Consider the following 18,001-nt stretch of genomic DNA (forward strand, 5'->3'; position numbering starts at 1 on the left):
GCCATCCTTGCTCCCAACGTTGGTATTGACCAGCACGTCGAGAGGCGAGACTGTCGCATCTCTAACTGGCCCAACTGTCGCATTACTAAATAGCCCTTACAAACAAAAATCGCATAAGATAGCTTATGGAACTTTCGAAGAGGCCTGTCATAAATACGCCGAGCTAATCCGATGCTTCCAAATCCTGCATGCCACGCCGGAGTAACCTGCTCGGCGTGCAGCACCCGCCACACATCGACGTGGTCGGCTCGTTCAAGATAGAAGATCACATAAGGAAAACCCTTCACGTCGTACAGCGCAGATCGGGCGGACCGAGTTCATATGAGTAGCGCAGTGAACCCGATGCAGGATGCTCTGCGATCAAAGTTCAGGTCGATTGCAGTGCATCGATGAAGCCTACCGCTATCTGCGCCCGCCGTGCGAGCATAATAAATTCAAGGCATTTTCCCCGCGAGCCGTCTGGCGGGGGACGACAGGTTTCGCGATCACTTGGAGCTTTGTTTCGTTGCCTGCTCGCGCAAGCTATCGAAATAGCTGGTACCAATGGGTTCGGTCGTCTCGGACGACGCGCCCTCAAGCAGAAGATTGCGCAACTGCTGCCGATCCTTGTCGCGACGGATCAGTTCGCGCACGTGCTCGCTGCTCGTGCCATATCCTCGACTGGCGACCTGCTGGTCGAGATTGTCCGGTAGCGAGATATTCAAAGTGCTCATGGCATCAAGATAAGCATGGCAAAAATTCGCAAGGACCGGCCTTCGTACAGCGGAGGCGCATCTCGCGGTTGGCGAGGACACGACGTCCGGCCTCACCTATTGAACTCGACATCGCTCGCCTTCGAAACGCGGACGTTCCAATTCCGTAGAGCATCGCATGCCTCGGCTCGCGAGGGTGCGCCGATGCGTCCGCCGAACACCTGGCATTTAAGCGCCGCGGCCATGGACGACAATCGCATCGTCTCTTCGATCGGCAGGCCTTCTGCGATTGCCAGCGCGAAGGCGCCGTGGAAGATGTCGCCCGCCGCAAGTGTATCGATTGCTCTCACCTTCGGCGCGGCAAGGTGACGGATGTCGCCGCTTGCATCGTCGAACCACAGGGAGCCGGTTTCGCCAGCCGTAACGCTGATGAAGGCATGTTCGAATTTCCGCTTCAGCAGGCCAACGGTCTCAATGAGATCTGCCGTCCCGGCAAGCCGCTCGGCCGCCGGCTGTGAGAACACGATGTGGCTCGCCGCCGGCGCCAGCACCTCGATGACGCCCTCGCCGGCAACGTCGCCGTCGAGTATGGCCGGTTTGCCGGCCTTGCCGGCTTCGATCAGCGCCTGCAGCGCAAGCTTCGGCCATCGGACATCGACAAGCACCGCATCGAAAGCAGACATCTCCTGCTCGGTGACCAGCCTCACTGTATTGTGGAGCCGATCGTCGTAGAAAGGTACGATCAGGCGTTCGCCCTCATCATCGATGAGGATCGTCGAGACGGCCGAGCGGGCGCCCTGCACAACCGTCATGCCGCTCGTGTCTATGCCGCTATCGCCGAGGTCGGAAAGGATGCGTTCGCCCGTCGCATCGTCGCCGACCGCACCCCAGAGGCTGGCATGGCCGCCAAGCCGGGCGACGGCGAATGCCGCGCTCGACGCCATGCCTTCGGCGACCTGCAGCATCTCATAGGGCAGGATCTTGCCCTGGCCTGTGGGCAATGAGCGCACCCGGAACAGGGTGTCGAGCACTGCCGCGCCGATGCAGAGCACGCGGCGTGGCGGACCGGGCGGCGGGGCGAAGGCAGAGGGGGTCATCGGCGGTTGTCTCACCTGCTCACTTGACGGCGCCGGCCGTCAACCCGGCGACGATCTGCCGTTGCGCAAACACCGTCAAGATCAGGACCGGCAAGGTGACGATCAATGCGGCGGCCGCCAGCGGTCCCCAGCTGACCTGTTCGAAAGACAGCATATTATAGACGGCGACCGGCAGCGTGCGCGTTTCGCGACTGGCGAGCACGATGCCGAAGACGAAATTGTTCCAGGAGAAGATCACCGACAGGATGAAGGCGACGACGATACCGGGCCTCGCGATCGGCAGGGCGACCAGGCGGAAAACCTGCCAGGGCGTGGCGCCATCGATGCTTGCAGCCTCCTCCAACTCCATCGGCGTCGTTTCGAAATAGCCGATCAGGATCCATACGACGATCGGAACGGTGACAACGAGATGGATGATGATCTGCGGCATCAGCGTGCCGAGCAGGTTCAGCCATTGGAACAGCAGAAACAGCGGAATGAGGAAGGACAGCCCCGGCGTCATGCGCGCGATCATGATGACCATCGCCGATTTTTCGGCCTTCAGACGCGCGATGCCGTATCCGGCCGGCACGCCGATCAAGAGCGCCAGAAGCGTGGCGCTGCCCGTCACCAGCAGCGAATTCCAGAGATAGAGGAAGAAATTGTTCTCCTCGAAGACCTTCACGTAGTTCGACCAGGCGAAGCGCTCCGGGATGAAGATCGGCGGATAGGCGCCGTTGTCGATCTCATATTTCAGCGACAGCGAGATCATCCAGAGGAAGAACAGGACGACCGGCGAGATCATCACCAGCGCAACGAACAGCAGTCCGATGCGATCGAGCGTCTTGCGCTTCATCAGCGTGCCTCCCCGTCGGACCAGTTCACCCGCTGCCGGATCATCATCAGGACGAAGGAGAGCAGCACGATGAGGATGAAGAAGACGACCGCCATGGCCGAGCCATAGCCGATGTCGTAATAGGCGAAGGCGGTGTTGTAGAGATAGATGTTGATCGTTTCCGATGCTGTGCCGGGACCGCCCTGGGTCATCGCATAGATGATGTCGAAGCTCTTCACCGCATCGATGCTGCGGATGATCACCGCGATCATCAGGAACGGCGCGATCATCGGCAGCGTCAGATAGCGGAATTTCTGCCAGACATTGGCGCCGTCGATCTCCGCGCTTTCATAGGGCTCGCGCGGAACCGCCGCCAGGCCGCCGAGCACGATCAGCATGACGAGCGGCGTCCACTGCCAGCTTTCGACCAGCACCAGCGAGGGAATGACGCTGCGCTGATTGTAGATCCACTCCTGCGGGCCGATGCCGACGAAGGAGAGGAGATAGTTGAGCACGCCGAGCTGCGGATGGTACATCATCGTCCAGACGAGCGCAATGGCGACGGGGGTCGCCATCATCGGCATCACGAATATGCCTCGTATGAGGCCGCGCAGCGGGAACTGGGCATCGAAGATCAGCGCGGCGAGCGTCCCCAGAAAAAGGGGAACCACCACGGAAAGCGTCGTATAGAGCACCGTATGCCACAGCGACTCCCAGAAGCGCATGTCGGTGGCGAGTCTGATATAATTGTCCAGCCCCGCAAAGACCTGTGACTGGCCGAGCGTCCAGCTGTTGACGCTCATCCACACCGTAAACACCCATGGAAAGACGATGACGGCTGAGATGACGATAAGCGCCGGGATGACGAAGGGCCAGTAGTTGGGAGCAAACCGATCCGGTTTGCTCCTTCCTTTCGACGCCTTGGCCATGGCGGCCGTTTCGATGCCTGCCGAAGCCATTACCCCTCGCTTTTCGCCAGGACGGGTTCGAACTGTGCCGTTGCCGCCTTCAGTTCGGTTTCAGGATCGGCGCCGCCGATCATGTTGGTGAGGCCGACGCCATAGATGTCGCGGAACTCGGTGACCGGAATGATGACCGGCAGGGCGAGCTGCGAAATCTTGCCGGAGCCGGCAACGGCATCCAGCCATGTACCGGGCATCTTGACGCCTTCCCGGACCTTCGCATCCTCGAGCACGGACTGGCGGAAAGGAACGCCCGCACCGGCCTGCAGCAGGCGTGCGCCCATGTCGTGCGAAATCGCCCATTGGCAGAACAGGTAGGCGGCTTCCTTTTTCTGGCTTGCCGCGACGACACCGAGACCGTCGCCGAAGGTTCCGGCGGCCTGCGCCTTCGGTCCTTTCGGCATGACGCCGTAACCGACCTGGCCGACGACGCGCGACTTTTCCGGATTCTCGATCGGCGGAGCAAAACCGACGCCATCAAGCCACATGCCGATCTTGCCTTGCAGGAAGGCCGACTGCGCCTCGGCCCAGTTGAAGCCGGAGACGCCGGGAGGGGCGGTCTTGGTCATCAGTTTCTGGTAAAGCTTGGCCGCGTCGATCGCTTCCTGCGATGTGGTGCGTAGCTTGCCGTCCGGGCCGAGCGGGCTCGAACCGTAGCCGAGCAGTAGCGTCGTCCAGACAGGCGTGTTGGCGTTCTTCAGACCGCGGGCAACGAATCCGTAGGTGTTTGTCGAGGGGTCGGTGAGGGCCTCTGCGGCACTTGCCAATTCGTCGAAGCTGGTGGGGTAGGCAAGCCCCTTCTTCTCAAACAGCGCCTTGTTCCAGTAGATGATCCAGTAATCAACCGAGAATGGCAGCGAACGCAGGACGCCGTCCGCGTCCTTGGCGAAAGCGAGGCCTGCTTCGGCGAAATCACTTTCCACCAGAGACGGGTCGGTCAGAGAGGCGTCCTTGAGGAAGCCGCTGATATCGGCAAGCCAGCCGCCTTTCTCGAACTGCCGCTTCTGGACGTGGTAGCTCAGGTGCACGACGTCGAAGCTCGGTTTACCGGAGCTCAGCTCGATGGTCGTCTTCTGGCGCTGCTGCTGTTCGGGGGTTGCTTCGGCATTGACCTTGATGCCGGTGAGCTCTTCGAACTCGGACAGGTACTTGGTCAGGATTTCGCTGCGCGGGCTCTTGACCAGATTGACCTCAAGCGTGGTGCCGGCAAAGCGCTTCCAGTCGACCGCGGCGGCGGCCGGCCGCATGCCGAGCATGCTGCTGGCCCCAAGAGCAGCCGAGCCGGCCAGAAATCCGCGCCTCGTCGGGTTGAAGAATGATGACATGTAATCCTCCTCCTTTTGCCGGCGATCTCCTCATCCCCGGCTGTTCATTCTCGATTATATCCCGAGCGCACGATCCCTTGCATGATTGATGTGTGCGACAAGGCTGTTGACGGCGTCCTCCGCCGAACGGCGTTCGATCGCCTCGAGCACCTTCAGGTGCTCGCCCATGACGGGTCCGACGTGACCGTCGATGCGAAAGCGGTCCTGGCTGATCAGGCGCATCTTGATCGAGTTCACGCGGTAGGCGTTCGAAATGATAGTATTGCCAAGGGCGTCGATAAAGGCATCGTGCATGCCCCAGTCGACAGCCTGGGCGCGCAGCTCCAATTCGTGCGAGCCGTCGCCGCTGCGGATGGCGTCGGCGATATCGCGGTGCTGCTTCAAGAGCTTTGCGATCGTCTCATCCGACGCGGACCGGGTGAAGAGGGCCACGGCTTCCTTCTCCAGGAACACGCGCAGCTGGAAGGCTTCGCGAATGAGGTTGAGATCGATATGCGCAATCTGCAAACCCCGCTGTGGCACCGTCTTGATCAGCCCTTCGGCTTCGAGCCTGGGGATGAGTTCGCGGATGGCGCCGAGCGGCAGCCCCGTCAGGTCCACGAGGCGGCGCTGGGACACGAACTGGCCGGGACGCATGTCACGAGCAAGGAGGTGGCGCGTGAAGCTCGCATACGCCTTTTCCCGCAGTGTCGGCTGCTCCTCCGTTCCGTCCATCGCCTCCTCCAGAAACATGCCCGACCTATGCGGCTTTCGAGCGGAAAAGATTATCGAATGCCAGAGCGAGCTGCGCCCGCGCTTCGCCGGATATCGAAGTAAGCGGCGGACGGACCGCGATCCATGTCTCCTCCGACGTCGTGCGCGCGACCATCGCCTTCACGGCCGGAACGACAGGGTGTTTCAGCAATTCAAGGACGAAATCGGCAACGCGGTTATCATCCCTGCCCTCCTCGGCCATCGGCTTGAGTTCGCGGGGCACGAAATTCGCCATGCCCGAGATCGCGCCCTGGCCGCCGAGCCGCACGGCCCTTGCGAGGTGCCGCTCGTCGCCGACCAGGATGATGAGATCACTATGCGCTTCGAGAAGCGCTTCCGTATAAGGCCAGTCGCCGGAGGAATCCTTGACGCCCGTGACGATATGGGGAAAGGCGGTCCGCAGCCGACCGATCAGCGACACACTCAGCGGCACCATGGTGAGCGAGGGAAGATTGTAGAGTATGATATCCCGCGCCGCGTCACCCAGCAGGGCGAATACGGCGGAAAACCACTGGAAGACGCCGTCGTCGCTGACGTTCTTGAAATAGGACGGCGGGGCAAGAAGGATATTGCGGGCGCCCAGGGAAAGAGCCTGACCGGCCTGCGTCGCCGCATCCTCCGCGGCATCGACGAGCACGCCGACGATGATGTTGTCGGGCGCGATGCCGGCATCGAGAAAGGCGGCCAGCACGCGTTCCCGTTCGCCGTGCCCGATGGAGGAACCCTCGCCCGTCGTCCCGAACAGCGTCACGCTGGAGCATCCGGCGGCAAGGCAGCGCCGCGCCTGCGCGATCATCGCCTCGATCGCAATATTGCCATCGCTGTCGAACGGCGTGGCGAGAGCGACGGAAAGCCCGAATCTTGATGTCAACTTTGATCCTCCCAGCTAATGGGTCAGGTGTAGCAGACTGACATGTTAGTTGTAAAGGACTGATCATCGGTGTCTTGGCGGCTTTCACTTCACTCAGATAGAATCACGTTGCCCGCCGGCAAGGTCGTGCGTCTGCAATTTACCTCGGCAGATGTCTTTACGACTTGAGGACTAGGTAACATCGAGAAGGTGGATCTTGCCTGGTCGCATGAATGAGCACCGGATCGGGACGCCCGCCGAAGCCGGACAGGCCGACGGCGTGCTTCAAACGGGCGCGGATGGTCCGAAGAAGGTTCGTGGCGGTGCAATTCCATTCAGGTCAGAGCGCCTTCGACGGCCGGATGCTTTGCGCCGGCTAGACCGGCTCCGCGGCGTCGCTCCGGGCCGCCTGGCGCATGGCATGGACGAAGGCGAGTACGAAAATGATTGAGAGCACGAGCACGATGGTCGGTGCGGGTGCGCTGTCGATGAAGAAGGACAGGTAGACGCCCGTGAAGGAGCCGGTGACGGCGATGGCGATCGACAGGACGAGCATGGTGCTGAACTTTCGGGTCAGCAGGAAGGCGATGGCGCCCGGCGCGATTAGCATGGCGATCGAAAGAATGATGCCGACCGCCTGCAGGGCGCCCACGATGGTCAGCGAGATGAGCGCGAGCAGGCCGTAATGCAGGAGACCGATTCTCAGCCCCACCGCCTTTGCCTGCGTCGGGTCGAAAGCGTGCAGCAGGAAGTCCTTCCACTTGATGCCGAGAATGCCCGCCGTGACCGCGGCGACCACGGTCGCCTGCGCAATATCGCCCCACGAGACGCCGAGCATGTCGCCGAACAGGATATGGTCGAGATGCACGTCGGTTTGGATTTTGACGTAGAGCACAAGGCCGAGCCCGAACATGCCGGAGAAGACGATGCCCATCACCGTGTCTTCCTTGATGCGGCTGTTTTCTTCGAGGAAGCCGGTGGCGATGGCGCAGAACATGCCGGCGGCGAAGGCGCCGACTGCATAGGGAAAGCCGACGATATAGGCAATGACGACGCCGGGAAAGATTGCGTGGCTGATCGCGTCGCCCATCAGCGACCAGCCCTTCAGCACCACGAAGCTGGACAGAAGCGCCATCGGCACGGCGACGAGCACCGAAATGACAAGCGCATGGACCATGAATACGAACTGGAAAGGCGAAAGCAGCGTATCGAGGAAGTTCATCGCGCCGCCTCCAGTGCCTGCGCGGCCCTCCTGCGTGCGGCGAGTATTCCGTGCTTGGGGGCAAAGAGGAAGGCAAGCAGGAAGATTGCCGTCTGGAGCACAACGATGATGCCGCCGGTCGCGCCGTCGAGAAAGTAGCTCGCATAGGCGCCTGAGAAGCTGGTGATCGAGCCGATCGCGATCGCGATGAGCAGGAGACGCGCGAAACGATCGGTCAGCAGATAGGCGGTCGCGCCAGGGGTCACCACCATGCAGATGACCAGGAATGCGCCGACCGTCTGCAGTGCCGCGACGGTGGAGGCGGAAAGCAGCGTGAAGAACATGATCTTGAGCACGGTCGGATTAAGGCCGATCGAGCGGGCATGACTCTCGTCGAAGAAAGTGACCATTAGGTCCTTCCACTTGACGAGCAGGATGGCCAGCGACACGAAGCCGATGATGGCGAGTTGCAGCGTATCCTCGGGTGTGATGGCGAGAATATTGCCGAGCACGATCGTCTGGATGTTCACCGCCGTCGGTTTCAGCGACACCATGAATAGGCCAAGCCCGAAGAAGGAGGAAAAGATCAGGCCGATGATGGCGTCTTCCTTCAGCTTGGTGCGCTGGTTGAGGAAAAGCATGGCGGCTGCGGCAAGACCGCCGGAGAAGAAAGCGCCGATCGAGAAGGGAAGCCCGAGCATATAGGCGCCGGCTACACCGGGGACGATCGCATGGGAGAGCGCATCGCCGATCAGCGACCAGCCCTTCAGTATCAGGTAACAGGAAAGAAAGGCACAGACGCCGCCGACGAGGGCCGATACCCACATGGCGTTCAGCATGTAGTTGTAGGTGAAGGGCTCGGTGAGAACGGCCGTCATTCCCAGTCTCCGCCTTCGCCATCCGATGCGCCTGCCGTCGCCTTGCCTTCGCGAAACACGAGGGGCCGTTCGTCGTCGCTGATCAGGCCGATGGATGTCGGTCTGGCGCTTGGGGCTTCGTTCAGCACGAAATGGCGCAGCACACCGCCGAAGGCCTTCTCCAGGTTTTCCTGGGTGAAGGTCTCGAAAGTCGGCCCGTAGGCGAGCACAGTGCCCTTGATCAGGATCGTCCGGTCGCAGAATTCCGGCACGGAGCCAAGATTATGCGTCGAAACAAGCATAACCCGGCCCTCATCTCGAAGTTCGCGAAGCAGCTTAATGATCTGTTCCTCGGTCTTGACGTCCACGCCGGTAAATGGCTCGTCGAGCAGGATGACTTTTCCGTCCTGCGCCAGCGCGCGGGCGAGGAAGACCCGCTTCTTCTGGCCGCCGGAAAGCTCGCCGATCTGCCGCTTGCGGAATTCGCTCATGTTGACGCGGGCAAGTGCCGCCGACACCGCCTGATAGTCGGCGGCCCTGGGAATACGCATCATGCCCATATGTCCGTAACGGCCCATCATCACGACGTCCTCGACCAGAACGGGGAAGTTCCAGTCGACCTCTTCCGACTGCGGCACATAGGCAACGAGGTTCTTGCGCAGCGCGTCCTTGACCGGCATGCCGAGCACCCGGATATCGCCCTTGGCAAGGCGGATGAAGCCCATGATCGACTTGAAGAGGGTCGATTTTCCCGAGCCGTTGACGCCGACCAATGCGGTGATCGTGCCGGTGGGGGTGACGAAACTCGCGTCCCGCAGTGCCGTATGACCGTTGCGGTAGGTGACGGTCGCGCCGTCCACCAGAATCCCGCTCCCCTCGAAGCCGGAGGCGGCCTGCTTCTGCCGGCCGAGTTGAACACTCATCGAAACACCCCCATGAACACATGAATTAGACCCCGCCCGCGGGCGAGGTCCCTGTCGCCTGATCAGGACGAGGACGCCAGGCCCTTGGCGATGGCTTCCGACGTGACCTTGAGGAGATCGAGATAGGTCGGAACCGGACCATCGGCCTCGCTCAGCGAATCGACGTAGAGAACGCCGCCATATTTGGCGCCTGTCTCACGCGCCACCTGTTCGGCGGGCTTGGACGAGATCGTGCTCTCGGAGAAGACGACGGTGATGCCGTTTTTCCGGACGGCGTCAATCACCTTGCGCACCTGCTGCGGCGTTCCCTGCTGATCGGCATTGATGGGCCAAAGGTAGAGCTCCTTCAAACCGAAGTCGCGGGCAAGATAGGAGAAGGCGCCTTCGCTCGATACCAGCCAGCGCTTGGCCTCGGGTACGGCAGCAAGCCGTGCCTTGATGGGCTCGACGGTCGCCTTGATCTTCTCCTTGTAAGCCTCGGCATTCGCCTTGTAGATTGCGGCATTGGCAGGATCGTACTTCACGAAGGCATCGCGGATATTGTTGACATAGATCAGTGCCGCCGCCGGCGACATCCAGGCGTGCGGGTTCGGCTTGCCCTGATAAGGTCCTTCGGCAATGCCCATCGGCTCGACGCCTGTCGAGACCACCACTTCAGGCACGTCCTTCAGATTCTGGAAGAACTTCTCGAACCAGCGCTCCAGATTGAGGCCGTTCCACAGGACGAGCTGCGCACCCTGGGCGCGCTGGATATCGCCCGGCGTCGGCTGGTAATTGTGGATCTCGGCGCCGGGCTTGGTAATGGATTCGACGACGGCCGCGTCACCCGCAACGTTCTTGGCAATGTCGGCGATGACGGTGAATGTCGTCACCGCCTTGAATTTTTCCTGCGCCGATGCCGGAACGACTGTCAGCACGGCCGCAAACGCCGCTCCTATCATCCCCGTCAGGATCGACTGTCTTACCTTATCGAGCATGAATATCTCCGGTGCTATTAAGAGTTAATTGCAGTTGGCGGTTCGAGCCTTCCCCGTGACGCTGCAAAGAGATGACTCCAGTCTCTCCATATTCTGCAATTGCGAATGAATTGCAATAAAGATTTCGCAGTCGGATGCAAATGATTGCGACGCCGCCTATAGAATGGTTTTAAATTGGCAGTGACGCGGCTCGATCCTCATGCGCGCGGACTTTTTGCGGATCGAGATGCGAGCCCCATGATATGCCAATGCAGCCGCGGCACTTTCGATGCGGGGCTATGACGCGGTAGCGCCTATTCCCGTGAGAAAAGAGGTTCGGGCATGTCTGAGCAAAGAGGTTGGCGTATGAAACATGCACTAGTGACGGGTGGCGGTCGCGGCATCGGTCTTGCGGCCGCCTTGGCGCTTCGGGACGCAGGCTATTGTGTGACGGCGACCGGGATCGATGCCGCCGAAATCGATGCCATGCCGAAGAGGGAAGGACTTGCCGGCGTCGTGCTCGACGTGCGCGAGCAGGCCGCCGTCGAGAGGCTGATCGCTTCCTTCGGCAGGCTCGATGCGCTCGTCAACTGCGCCGGCCTCATCCGGCGCGGAGGCGCGGAATTCGATCCCGCCACCTTCGCGGAGGTCATCGACGTCAATCTCTCGGGCACGATGCGGGTTTGCGTCGCGGCCAAGCCGCTGCTGGCGCGAGAGGGCGGCGCGATCGTCAATACCGCTTCCATGCTGTCCTTCTTCGGCGGACCTGCCGTGCCTGCCTACACCGCCAGCAAGGGCGGCATCGCACAGCTCACCAAATCGCTGGCCGTCGCCTGGGCGGCGGACAAGATCAGGGTTAACGCGGTGGCGCCCGGCTGGATCGCCACCGAGCTGACCCGTCCCCTCTACGAAGACGCGAGCCGAGCAGAGCCCATCCTGCAGCGCACGCCGATGCGCCGCTGGGGCAAGCCAGAAGACGTCGCCGGCCCCATCGTCTTCCTGTGCTCGGAAGCGGCCGGCTTCATGACCGGCGTCATCCTGCCTGTCGACGGCGGCTATGCCGCAGCTTGAAAAGAGAGAGGATCCATGGCCTATCAATCTGTCCACCCTATGTCGCCGCCCGAGATCGTCGTCGCGGCGGTTCCCGAAGATGAACGGCTCTGGGTTCCCCAGGCCCCCGACGTCTGGTTCCGCCCGCTGATGCTGAACACGCTGCAGGGCGGGTGGTGCAATCTCCTGCGGGTGCGGCGCGCCGGCATTCTCAGCCGTCATCGGCACCCCGGACCAGTCCACGGTTATGTCATCAAGGGCCGCTGGCGCTACCTCGAACATGATTGGATCGCCACCGAAGGATCCTACGTCTTCGAACCGCCGGGCGAGACCCATACGCTGACCGTGCCTGACGATGTCGAGGAGATGATCACCTTCTTCAACATTTCAGGCTGTATGTACTATGTCGACGAAAACGGCGATCACACCGGCTTCGAGGATGTCTTCACCAAGATCGACATGTGCGCCGCCCATTATCAGAAGGTCGGCCTCGGCGCCGATTTCGTGAAGCAGTTCGTCCGATAGGGCGAGGGTGAAATCCTCACCACTCGCGCCGCCGAAAACGGCGCGAAGGGATGCCGCTTATGCAAGCACTTTCCGCGCTACACGAGCGGGATATTCTCGCGAAAGATGATCCGTGGCTCGATGTTCTTCAAAGATAAGGTCGGCGTGCTTGCTGCGATCGAACCGAGAAGCCTTATGACCACCTGCTCGCCGATCAGGCGCGCATTCTGGTCGATCACGACGTCGATCAGATCTTCGGCCAGCCATGTCCGCGTGGCGTCGGTGAGGTCATGCATGATCACGAAGGGACGTCTTGTTCCTGTCGCCGCTTGCAGGACTTCGGCGATGCCGGCCCTGCCTGCGCCGACACAATAGATGCCGACGAGATCAGCGGTGTCGCGTAGTATCCGTTCCATCGCCGGCCGGGACAGCTTGTTCTCGTCACGGGTTTCGATTGCAGGAAGGATCGTCAGATGCTTGAACTGCTCCTCCAGCAGGGTCCGGAATCCATATTCCCGCTGTTGGTGCCCATGGAGCGTTCGCGATCCGAGAAAGAGGCCTATCGATCCCGTCGCCCTCCGTGACATGAGCCCCATAATCAGCGCCGCGGTTCGGCCGGCCACCAGGTTATCGACGCCGACGAAAGCGGAGCGTGGGGTCGAGAGAACGTCCGTCACGATGGTGACGACGCGGACGCCGGATTCGCACAGGCGCCGGATTGCGTGCCGCGTTTTGGGATGGTCTACGGTAATTATCCCGACGCCATTGGTTTGGAGCGGAAGATCTTCGAGCGCCGTCACGAGCGCGTCGGGATCAATGCCGTCGAGCGCCGTGACATTGCACGACGCCACGAGCGGCAGGGACGATGCGAAGGCTGTGATCTTCCTGGCGACATCCTGCATGAACGAGTTGTGCCCGAACGGAATGAAGAACTCCAGATGCGCCGGGCGGGAAGGCAAGGCGAGCATTCCCTCGCTCGGGAGATAGCCCAGTTCCTTTGCGGCGCGAAGCACCCTCTGGCGATTGGCTGCACTGACGCCTCCGCGGTCGTTCAGTGCCCGATCGACCGTTGCAGTCGAGAGACCGGACTTTCGAGCGATATCCGTAATCGTCGCTTTCTTCATGATCTCCCTCAGGCTTCCACCGAAGATGCCGCATACTGCAAAATCCATCATCACATCAGCAGACACGACTAAATTACATCATCGGAGGTTCTCCCGATACGAATTCAAAACCTGCGTAAAAATCTTACTTTTTTTGGAAACCTGCTGCCACCGGTATCATAAGAACCAAGAATCTTCTGATGTAATTTGATGTGATATCGAGTTGCGGACGTCCAACCCACGCGCCAGGCTCGGTATCAGCAGCTGCATCACGGCTTGAAGGTAATCGCCGCGGGTTCGCTGCTCGACATGATGGGCAAATAACGTCTGGAGGAACAAAGGGGTGACGGGTTCGGAGCGAGGCAGCACACATGAAACCTGCGCGCGTGACACCGGTCGAGCCGTCTTCCGCACCTGCCATTTGTCCTCAAAGCCAGAGGCGATCGCATGAGCGTTCATTCCACCGATGTCGAAAGGGTTGGGCCGGATCCAGTACCCCCTCGCGATTACAGCTTGACCGGGCCTTCCTCTCTGCGAGCCGTTGAGGCCGGCCTTGCTGCGGCCGAATGGTACCATACCGAAGTGCCGCGCAAGCTGATGAAAGAATTAATGCAGCGCAGCGACCAGCCGGCGATCCGCGACACGATCCTATGGGCCATTCTCCACGTGGCTTTTGCCGCTGGCGGCATCTGGTTCTGGGGTAGCTGGTGGGCGGTGCCGTTCTGGTTTGCCTATGGGGTGATGTATGGCTCGGCCTGCGATGCGCGCTGGCACGAATGCGGCCACGGCACCGCCTTCCGCACCCGCTGGATGAACGACGTGCTTTACCACATCTCTTCGTTCCAGGTGGCGCGCAATCCGGTGAATTGGCGCTGGAGCCACGCCCGCCACCATACCGATACGATCATCGTCGGTCGCGATCCCGAGATCGCCTGGATGCATCCGATTGCGCTGACGCTGAAAGCGCTTGCCTATACCGGCGTGGTCGAGGTCTGGCAAAACCTCAGGACCCTCGCTCGTAATGCGGCCGGGACCCTTTCGCCAGACGAGAAGGACTATGTGCCCAAAAGCGAATGGCCGAAAGCAGTGTTCTGGGCGCGGGTGCATATGGCAATCTACGCCGCCACTGTGCTGAGTTCGATCGGCATGCTTATGGTCGGCGCAGGCTGGAAGGCCACGATCCCACTTATGCTGATCGGCGGTCCGCGCATCTATGGCTGCTGGCATATGGTGATGACCGGGCTCCTGCAGCACGGTGGGCTTGCGCAGGATGTGCTCGACCATCGGCTTAACTCGCGCACCGTCTATATGAACCCGATCAGTCGCTTCATTTATTGGAACATGGGCTATCACGTCGAGCACCACATGTTCCCGATGGTGCCTTACCATGCGTTGGCAAGGCTGCACGAGGCGATCAAGCACGACCTGCCGCCCGCCAACACCTCGATCTGGGACGGTTATCGCGAGATGTTTCAGGCGATCATGCGGCAGAGGCGAGAGCCCGGCTATTACCTCAAGCGTACCTTGCCGCAAGGGGCCAAACCTTATCGCGAAGAGCTGCATGCGGCGGTGCCGGAAAGATCCCCAGCATGATCGCGCGCCATCAGAGATTTCCAATCAACATCGAGACGAGGATGATATGCCCTGGGTAGCTGCCTGCGCCGAAGACGAGATCGACAAGGAAGACGTTTTGGGCTGGGTCCATGGCGGACGGAGCTTTGCTATCTTTCGGAGCCCTGACGACGAATTCTTTTGCACCGATGGGCTCTGTACTCACGAACAGGTGGAGCTCTCAGACGGACTGGTGCTCGACTATGTGATCGAGTGTCCGAAACACAATGGCCAATTCGACTATCGCACAGGAGAGGCCAAGCGCTCGCCTGCCTGCGAGAACCTGCGAACCTATTCTGTCCGTCGCGAGCACGGGCAAGTCCTGGTGTTGGTTGAATGACAGAGGTTACGAGACATGTGAACCGGGGTGTCACATCACGCCGTTTGCCTACGGTGGCGGACCTGCGCGCCTGGAAAGGTCGGCGCCAGTTGACCATGCTGCGCTATTTCAGCCTCGATGAGGCGGCAGCCGCCGAAGCAGCGGGGATCGACATCGCTTCCGTGCCGGCCGAGATCGTCCTTGATCCGCGCTACCGCGCGGTTGCCCCGACGGTCTTTTCGATGACTGGGCAGACCCATCTCGAGATGGGTACCTCGGACGATTATCTCCGCTGGTGCGGCAATGCGCTGAACCGGGGCGCCGACGCAGTCTACTGTTCGGGCTCGCGGAGGACGGTCGAAAAGCTCTCCCGTGAATATTTCCCCGTCGTTGGTCACGTCGGGCTGGTTCCTACCCGCGCCACGTGGAGCGGTGGCTTCAAAGCGGTCGGAAAGACTGCCGAGGCGGCGCTGCGGCTCTTCGAGGAAGTCAAGGCCTATGAGAGCGCCGGTGCCTTCGCGGTCGAAATCGAGGTCGTGCCTGCGGAGGTTGCGGCCGAGATCAGCAAGCGAGTCGGAATCCTGCTATGGTCGATGGGCGCCGGGCCGGGTTGCGACGCGCAATATCTCTTCGCCAACGACATACTGGGCTACACCGAAGGTCATGTTCCGCGCCACGCCCGGGCCTATCGCGATTTCGGTGCGGAATATGCGCGGCTGCAACGCGAGCGGGCCGCGGCTTTCAGCGAATATGCCGCGGATGTCGCAGACGGCACTTTCCCGCAGGACCGCCATCTGATCCGCATGGATCCGCGCGAACTGGAGAAATTCATCGACGGGGTCGATCGGCAATGAGGAGGCCGACCGAGCCAACACGTCGCTCGTAACACCACAGATTTCACCGGCCGGAAGGAGTATAGAGACCGGCCACCAACGGGAGGAGACAGGACATGCTGAGACGAACTTTTCTGGGCGCGGTGGCCGCATTGGCGCTGATGCCAGCAGTTGCAGTGGCGCAGGGTGCCCCGAACAAAACCTTTTACTGGATTTCGCACGGCTCGCCGACCGATCCGGTCTGGACCTACTTTCTTCAGGGAGCCGAGAAATTCGCTGCCGATACCGGTGTGAAGGTGAACACCTCGTTCCATTCGAATGACGTACCGAGCCATCAGGAAGCCATCCGCGCCGCCATTGCCGCCGGCGCTAACGGTATCTGCACGACGAGCCCGGGGCCTGGCACTTTGGTGGACGTTGTCAACGAGGCCAACCGGGCGAACATTCCGGTCATCAACTTCAACACCAAGGACCCGGCGCCGGCCTGGAGAGCCTATGTCGGCGTCGATCTCAAGGTCGTCGGCCGCACCTGGGCGCAGTATCTGGTCGACCATAAGCTGGTGAAGAAGGGCGATTTCGTCTGGATGCCGCTCGAAGTTCCGGGCGCAGGCTACGGCGAAGAGGAATCGGCGGGCGCCGACGAAGTCTTCAAGCCGCTCGGGATTACCTGGGAAATCCAGGACGCCTCCTACGACCAGGCGGAGGCCATCAACCGGATGACCGACTACGTCACCGCCAACCGCAAAAAGATCAATGCCGTCATCGGTCTCGGCGATCTCGTAACCGGTTCGATCAAACGCGTCTGGGATCAGGCCGGCATTGCCAAGGGCGAGATTCCGGTGGTGGGATGGGGCAACTCATTAGATACGACCTCAGAGGTCAGCGAAGGTTATGTGAATGCCGGCATGTGGCAGGATCCATTGGCGACGTCCTACATGTGCCTTTCGGCGCTGATGTCTGAAGCGAGCGGTATTCCCATCAACTTCGACATCATCACCGGTGCACTCTACGAAGCCGACAAGGCGCCTTTCTACGCCAAGATCATGGGCGGCAAATAAGCATGCCATCTCGGCATCCGCGGTACTTTACCGCGGATGCCCGTTCCAGCCCCAAAGCGAGTGCGCACCATGATCGAGCAAAGCAGCGATGCTCTCACCCCGTCACCTGAAAGACCGAGCCTTGTCAGGGCCTTTATCGCCTATCCGGAATTCGGGCCTTTCGTCCTTCTGATCGCGATGCTGGTTGTCTTCACGGCGATCAACCCCGCCTTTCTGTCGCTGATCAACATCGGCAATGCCCTCACTTTCACCGTCGAACTCGGCCTCATCGCCCTGGCGATGACGCTTCTGATGACCGCTGGGGAATTTGACCTTTCGGTCGGCTCCGTCTTCGGCTTTGCCCCCGTGGTGATGTGGACATTGTTCAACGCGGACCTGCTTCCCCTGCCGCTCGCGTTCCTTGCGGGAATGGCTGTCGCTCTGGCGATCGGCCTTTTCAACGGCCTCTTTGTCACCCGTCTCGCTATCCCTTCATTCCTGGTGACGCTGGGAACGCTGCTGGTCATCCGCGGCACGGCCTTGTGGCTGACGGCAGGCTTTCCGCAGCGCACCTGGAACGCCGGCGAACAATGGTTGGCGCAATTGCTGGTCGGCGACTTCTATATCGGAAACCTGCGTGTCTTCATGAGCCTGATCTGGTTCGTGGCGCTGGCATTGGCGCTCCACTACGTCTTGACCCGCACACGGTTCGGTAACTGGATTCAGGCGACAGGCGGGAATCCCAATGCCGCTCGAAACCGCGGCGTGCCGACTGCCAGGGTCAAGGTGATCCTGTTCATGCTGTCGGCGGCGATGGCGGCCTTTGCCGGCATCGTCTCGTCGATCCGGGTCTCGGCCGCCAACCCGAATGCCGGAACGGGCTATGAGCTCGAGGTCATCGCGATGGTTGTGATCGGCGGCACAGTGTTGACCGGCGGCCGCGGGACGATCCTCGGGACCATGATCGGCGTGCTGATCCTGCGACTTATGCGCAACGGGATCGTGCTGATCGGGGTGCCCGGTCTCGCCTACAACATCTTCATCGGTGCGATCATCCTGGCGATGATGGCGCTCCATGCCGGCCTCGAACGCCGGCATAATACGGGGATCTGAG

General features: G+C 60.9%; 19 protein-coding genes and 1 pseudogene. 7 read left to right on the plus strand and 13 right to left on the minus strand.

Features of this window, described 5'->3' with window-relative positions; all coding sequences use genetic code 11:
- Nucleotides 1-191: 191 nt before the first annotated feature.
- From GGD53_RS32430 to GGD53_RS27580, 12 genes and pseudogenes are all read right to left on the minus strand, one after another.
- Nucleotides 192-486 (minus strand): annotated as a pseudogene (locus GGD53_RS32430) (type II toxin-antitoxin system RelE/ParE family toxin); the annotation flags it as partial.
- Entirely contained in the window at nucleotides 486-713 is a 228-nt protein-coding gene (locus tag GGD53_RS27530) for a ribbon-helix-helix domain-containing protein (protein ID WP_184459889.1), read from the minus strand. The gene GGD53_RS27530 and the pseudogene GGD53_RS32430, both read right to left, overlap by 1 nt.
- Nucleotides 714-805: 92 nt before the next feature.
- On the minus strand, nucleotides 806-1,789 hold the full coding sequence (locus tag GGD53_RS27535) for a sugar kinase (protein ID WP_184459890.1): 984 nt from the start codon (nucleotides 1,787-1,789) through the stop codon (nucleotides 806-808).
- A gap of 19 nt (nucleotides 1,790-1,808) precedes the next feature.
- A complete protein-coding gene (locus GGD53_RS27540; RefSeq protein ID WP_184459891.1) occupies nucleotides 1,809-2,624 on the minus strand; it encodes a carbohydrate ABC transporter permease in 816 nt (271 codons plus the stop codon).
- On the minus strand, nucleotides 2,624-3,562 hold the full coding sequence (locus tag GGD53_RS27545) for a carbohydrate ABC transporter permease (protein ID WP_184459892.1): 939 nt from the start codon (nucleotides 3,560-3,562) through the stop codon (nucleotides 2,624-2,626). The genes GGD53_RS27540 and GGD53_RS27545 overlap by 1 nt, the downstream gene beginning before the upstream one ends.
- Nucleotides 3,562-4,890, minus strand: a complete 1,329-nt coding sequence (locus GGD53_RS27550) for an ABC transporter substrate-binding protein (protein ID WP_184459893.1) — start codon at nucleotides 4,888-4,890, stop codon at nucleotides 3,562-3,564. The genes GGD53_RS27545 and GGD53_RS27550 overlap by 1 nt, the downstream gene beginning before the upstream one ends.
- 54 nt (nucleotides 4,891-4,944) lie before the next feature.
- Nucleotides 4,945-5,622, minus strand: a complete 678-nt coding sequence (locus GGD53_RS27555) for a GntR family transcriptional regulator (RefSeq protein ID WP_184459894.1) — start codon at nucleotides 5,620-5,622, stop codon at nucleotides 4,945-4,947.
- A 7-nt stretch (nucleotides 5,623-5,629) separates the two neighbouring features.
- Complete coding sequence (locus GGD53_RS27560; protein ID WP_184459895.1) at nucleotides 5,630-6,514, minus strand: dihydrodipicolinate synthase family protein; 885 nt, start codon at nucleotides 6,512-6,514, stop codon at nucleotides 5,630-5,632.
- Between the two features lie 355 nt (nucleotides 6,515-6,869).
- On the minus strand, nucleotides 6,870-7,715 hold the full coding sequence (locus GGD53_RS27565) for a metal ABC transporter permease (RefSeq protein ID WP_184459896.1): 846 nt from the start codon (nucleotides 7,713-7,715) through the stop codon (nucleotides 6,870-6,872).
- Nucleotides 7,712-8,572 (minus strand): metal ABC transporter permease, encoded by an 861-nt coding sequence (locus GGD53_RS27570; RefSeq protein ID WP_184459897.1) that lies wholly within the window; start codon nucleotides 8,570-8,572, stop codon nucleotides 7,712-7,714. The genes GGD53_RS27565 and GGD53_RS27570 overlap by 4 nt, the downstream gene beginning before the upstream one ends.
- Nucleotides 8,569-9,474: a manganese/iron ABC transporter ATP-binding protein gene (locus tag GGD53_RS27575; protein WP_184459898.1), complete on the minus strand. Its 906-nt coding sequence runs from the start codon at nucleotides 9,472-9,474 to the stop codon at nucleotides 8,569-8,571. The genes GGD53_RS27570 and GGD53_RS27575 overlap by 4 nt, the downstream gene beginning before the upstream one ends.
- Before the next feature lie 62 nt (nucleotides 9,475-9,536).
- Nucleotides 9,537-10,451 carry a metal ABC transporter substrate-binding protein gene (locus GGD53_RS27580; RefSeq protein ID WP_184459899.1) on the minus strand — a complete coding sequence of 305 codons (915 nt, stop codon included), beginning with the start codon at nucleotides 10,449-10,451 and terminating at the stop codon, nucleotides 9,537-9,539.
- 345 nt (nucleotides 10,452-10,796) lie between these two features.
- On the opposite strand from GGD53_RS27580, the gene GGD53_RS27585 reads away from it, so the two are divergent.
- Both GGD53_RS27585 and GGD53_RS27590 read left to right on the plus strand, forming a co-directional pair.
- Nucleotides 10,797-11,501, plus strand: coding sequence for an SDR family NAD(P)-dependent oxidoreductase (locus GGD53_RS27585; protein WP_184459900.1), 705 nt, complete (start codon nucleotides 10,797-10,799; stop codon nucleotides 11,499-11,501).
- A 15-nt stretch (nucleotides 11,502-11,516) separates the two neighbouring features.
- Nucleotides 11,517-12,005, plus strand: coding sequence for a 2,4'-dihydroxyacetophenone dioxygenase family protein (locus GGD53_RS27590; RefSeq protein ID WP_184459901.1), 489 nt, complete (start codon nucleotides 11,517-11,519; stop codon nucleotides 12,003-12,005).
- Between the two features lie 77 nt (nucleotides 12,006-12,082).
- Here the strand turns inward: GGD53_RS27590 and GGD53_RS27595 are convergent, their stop codons facing one another.
- Nucleotides 12,083-13,108 (minus strand): LacI family DNA-binding transcriptional regulator, encoded by a 1,026-nt coding sequence (locus GGD53_RS27595; protein ID WP_184459902.1) that lies wholly within the window; start codon nucleotides 13,106-13,108, stop codon nucleotides 12,083-12,085.
- A gap of 426 nt (nucleotides 13,109-13,534) precedes the next feature.
- Between GGD53_RS27595 and GGD53_RS27600 the strand changes: the two genes are divergently transcribed.
- The 5 genes from GGD53_RS27600 (at nucleotide 13,535) to GGD53_RS27620 (ending at nucleotide 18,000) form a co-directional block, all read left to right on the plus strand.
- Nucleotides 13,535-14,680, plus strand: coding sequence for a fatty acid desaturase family protein (locus GGD53_RS27600; RefSeq protein WP_184459903.1), 1,146 nt, complete (start codon nucleotides 13,535-13,537; stop codon nucleotides 14,678-14,680).
- Between the two features lie 46 nt (nucleotides 14,681-14,726).
- Nucleotides 14,727-15,038: a MocE family 2Fe-2S type ferredoxin gene (locus GGD53_RS27605; protein ID WP_184459904.1), complete on the plus strand. Its 312-nt coding sequence runs from the start codon at nucleotides 14,727-14,729 to the stop codon at nucleotides 15,036-15,038.
- Complete coding sequence (locus tag GGD53_RS27610; RefSeq protein WP_184459905.1) at nucleotides 15,035-15,871, plus strand: 3-methyl-2-oxobutanoate hydroxymethyltransferase; 837 nt, start codon at nucleotides 15,035-15,037, stop codon at nucleotides 15,869-15,871. The genes GGD53_RS27605 and GGD53_RS27610 overlap by 4 nt, the downstream gene beginning before the upstream one ends.
- Nucleotides 15,872-15,966: 95 nt before the next feature.
- Nucleotides 15,967-16,908: a substrate-binding domain-containing protein gene (locus GGD53_RS27615; RefSeq protein WP_184459906.1), complete on the plus strand. Its 942-nt coding sequence runs from the start codon at nucleotides 15,967-15,969 to the stop codon at nucleotides 16,906-16,908.
- A gap of 69 nt (nucleotides 16,909-16,977) precedes the next feature.
- Nucleotides 16,978-18,000, plus strand: coding sequence for an ABC transporter permease (locus GGD53_RS27620; RefSeq protein WP_184459907.1), 1,023 nt, complete (start codon nucleotides 16,978-16,980; stop codon nucleotides 17,998-18,000).
- The last annotated feature ends 1 nt before the right edge of the window (nucleotide 18,001 follow it).

This window comes from Rhizobium aethiopicum, assembly GCF_014197535.1.
Classification (GTDB): domain Bacteria; phylum Pseudomonadota; class Alphaproteobacteria; order Rhizobiales; family Rhizobiaceae; genus Rhizobium; species Rhizobium aethiopicum_A.

What these genes read in the sequence shown, in the direction of transcription:
- GGD53_RS27545 (WP_184459892.1), bottom strand. Translation starts at nt 3,562, where the DNA reads ATGGCTTCGGCAGGCATCGAAACGGCCGCCATGGCCAAGGCGTCGAAA.
- GGD53_RS27570 (WP_184459897.1), bottom strand. Translation starts at nt 8,572, where the DNA reads ATGACGGCCGTTCTCACCGAGCCCTTCACCTACAACTACATGCTGAAC.
- GGD53_RS27555 (WP_184459894.1), bottom strand. Translation starts at nt 5,622, where the DNA reads ATGTTTCTGGAGGAGGCGATGGACGGAACGGAGGAGCAGCCGACACTG.
- GGD53_RS27575 (WP_184459898.1), bottom strand. Translation starts at nt 9,474, where the DNA reads ATGAGTGTTCAACTCGGCCGGCAGAAGCAGGCCGCCTCCGGCTTCGAG.
- GGD53_RS27615 (WP_184459906.1), top strand. Translation starts at nt 15,967, where the DNA reads ATGCTGAGACGAACTTTTCTGGGCGCGGTGGCCGCATTGGCGCTGATG.
- GGD53_RS27605 (WP_184459904.1), top strand. Translation starts at nt 14,727, where the DNA reads ATGCCCTGGGTAGCTGCCTGCGCCGAAGACGAGATCGACAAGGAAGAC.
- GGD53_RS27610 (WP_184459905.1), top strand. Translation starts at nt 15,035, where the DNA reads ATGACAGAGGTTACGAGACATGTGAACCGGGGTGTCACATCACGCCGT.
- GGD53_RS27595 (WP_184459902.1), bottom strand. Translation starts at nt 13,108, where the DNA reads ATGAAGAAAGCGACGATTACGGATATCGCTCGAAAGTCCGGTCTCTCG.
- GGD53_RS27535 (WP_184459890.1), bottom strand. Translation starts at nt 1,789, where the DNA reads ATGACCCCCTCTGCCTTCGCCCCGCCGCCCGGTCCGCCACGCCGCGTG.
- GGD53_RS27600 (WP_184459903.1), top strand. Translation starts at nt 13,535, where the DNA reads ATGAGCGTTCATTCCACCGATGTCGAAAGGGTTGGGCCGGATCCAGTA.
- GGD53_RS27550 (WP_184459893.1), bottom strand. Translation starts at nt 4,890, where the DNA reads ATGTCATCATTCTTCAACCCGACGAGGCGCGGATTTCTGGCCGGCTCG.
- GGD53_RS27585 (WP_184459900.1), top strand. Translation starts at nt 10,797, where the DNA reads ATGAAACATGCACTAGTGACGGGTGGCGGTCGCGGCATCGGTCTTGCG.
- GGD53_RS27580 (WP_184459899.1), bottom strand. Translation starts at nt 10,451, where the DNA reads ATGCTCGATAAGGTAAGACAGTCGATCCTGACGGGGATGATAGGAGCG.
- GGD53_RS27530 (WP_184459889.1), bottom strand. Translation starts at nt 713, where the DNA reads ATGAGCACTTTGAATATCTCGCTACCGGACAATCTCGACCAGCAGGTC.
- GGD53_RS27590 (WP_184459901.1), top strand. Translation starts at nt 11,517, where the DNA reads ATGGCCTATCAATCTGTCCACCCTATGTCGCCGCCCGAGATCGTCGTC.
- GGD53_RS27540 (WP_184459891.1), bottom strand. Translation starts at nt 2,624, where the DNA reads ATGAAGCGCAAGACGCTCGATCGCATCGGACTGCTGTTCGTTGCGCTG.
- GGD53_RS27620 (WP_184459907.1), top strand. Translation starts at nt 16,978, where the DNA reads ATGATCGAGCAAAGCAGCGATGCTCTCACCCCGTCACCTGAAAGACCG.
- GGD53_RS27565 (WP_184459896.1), bottom strand. Translation starts at nt 7,715, where the DNA reads ATGAACTTCCTCGATACGCTGCTTTCGCCTTTCCAGTTCGTATTCATG.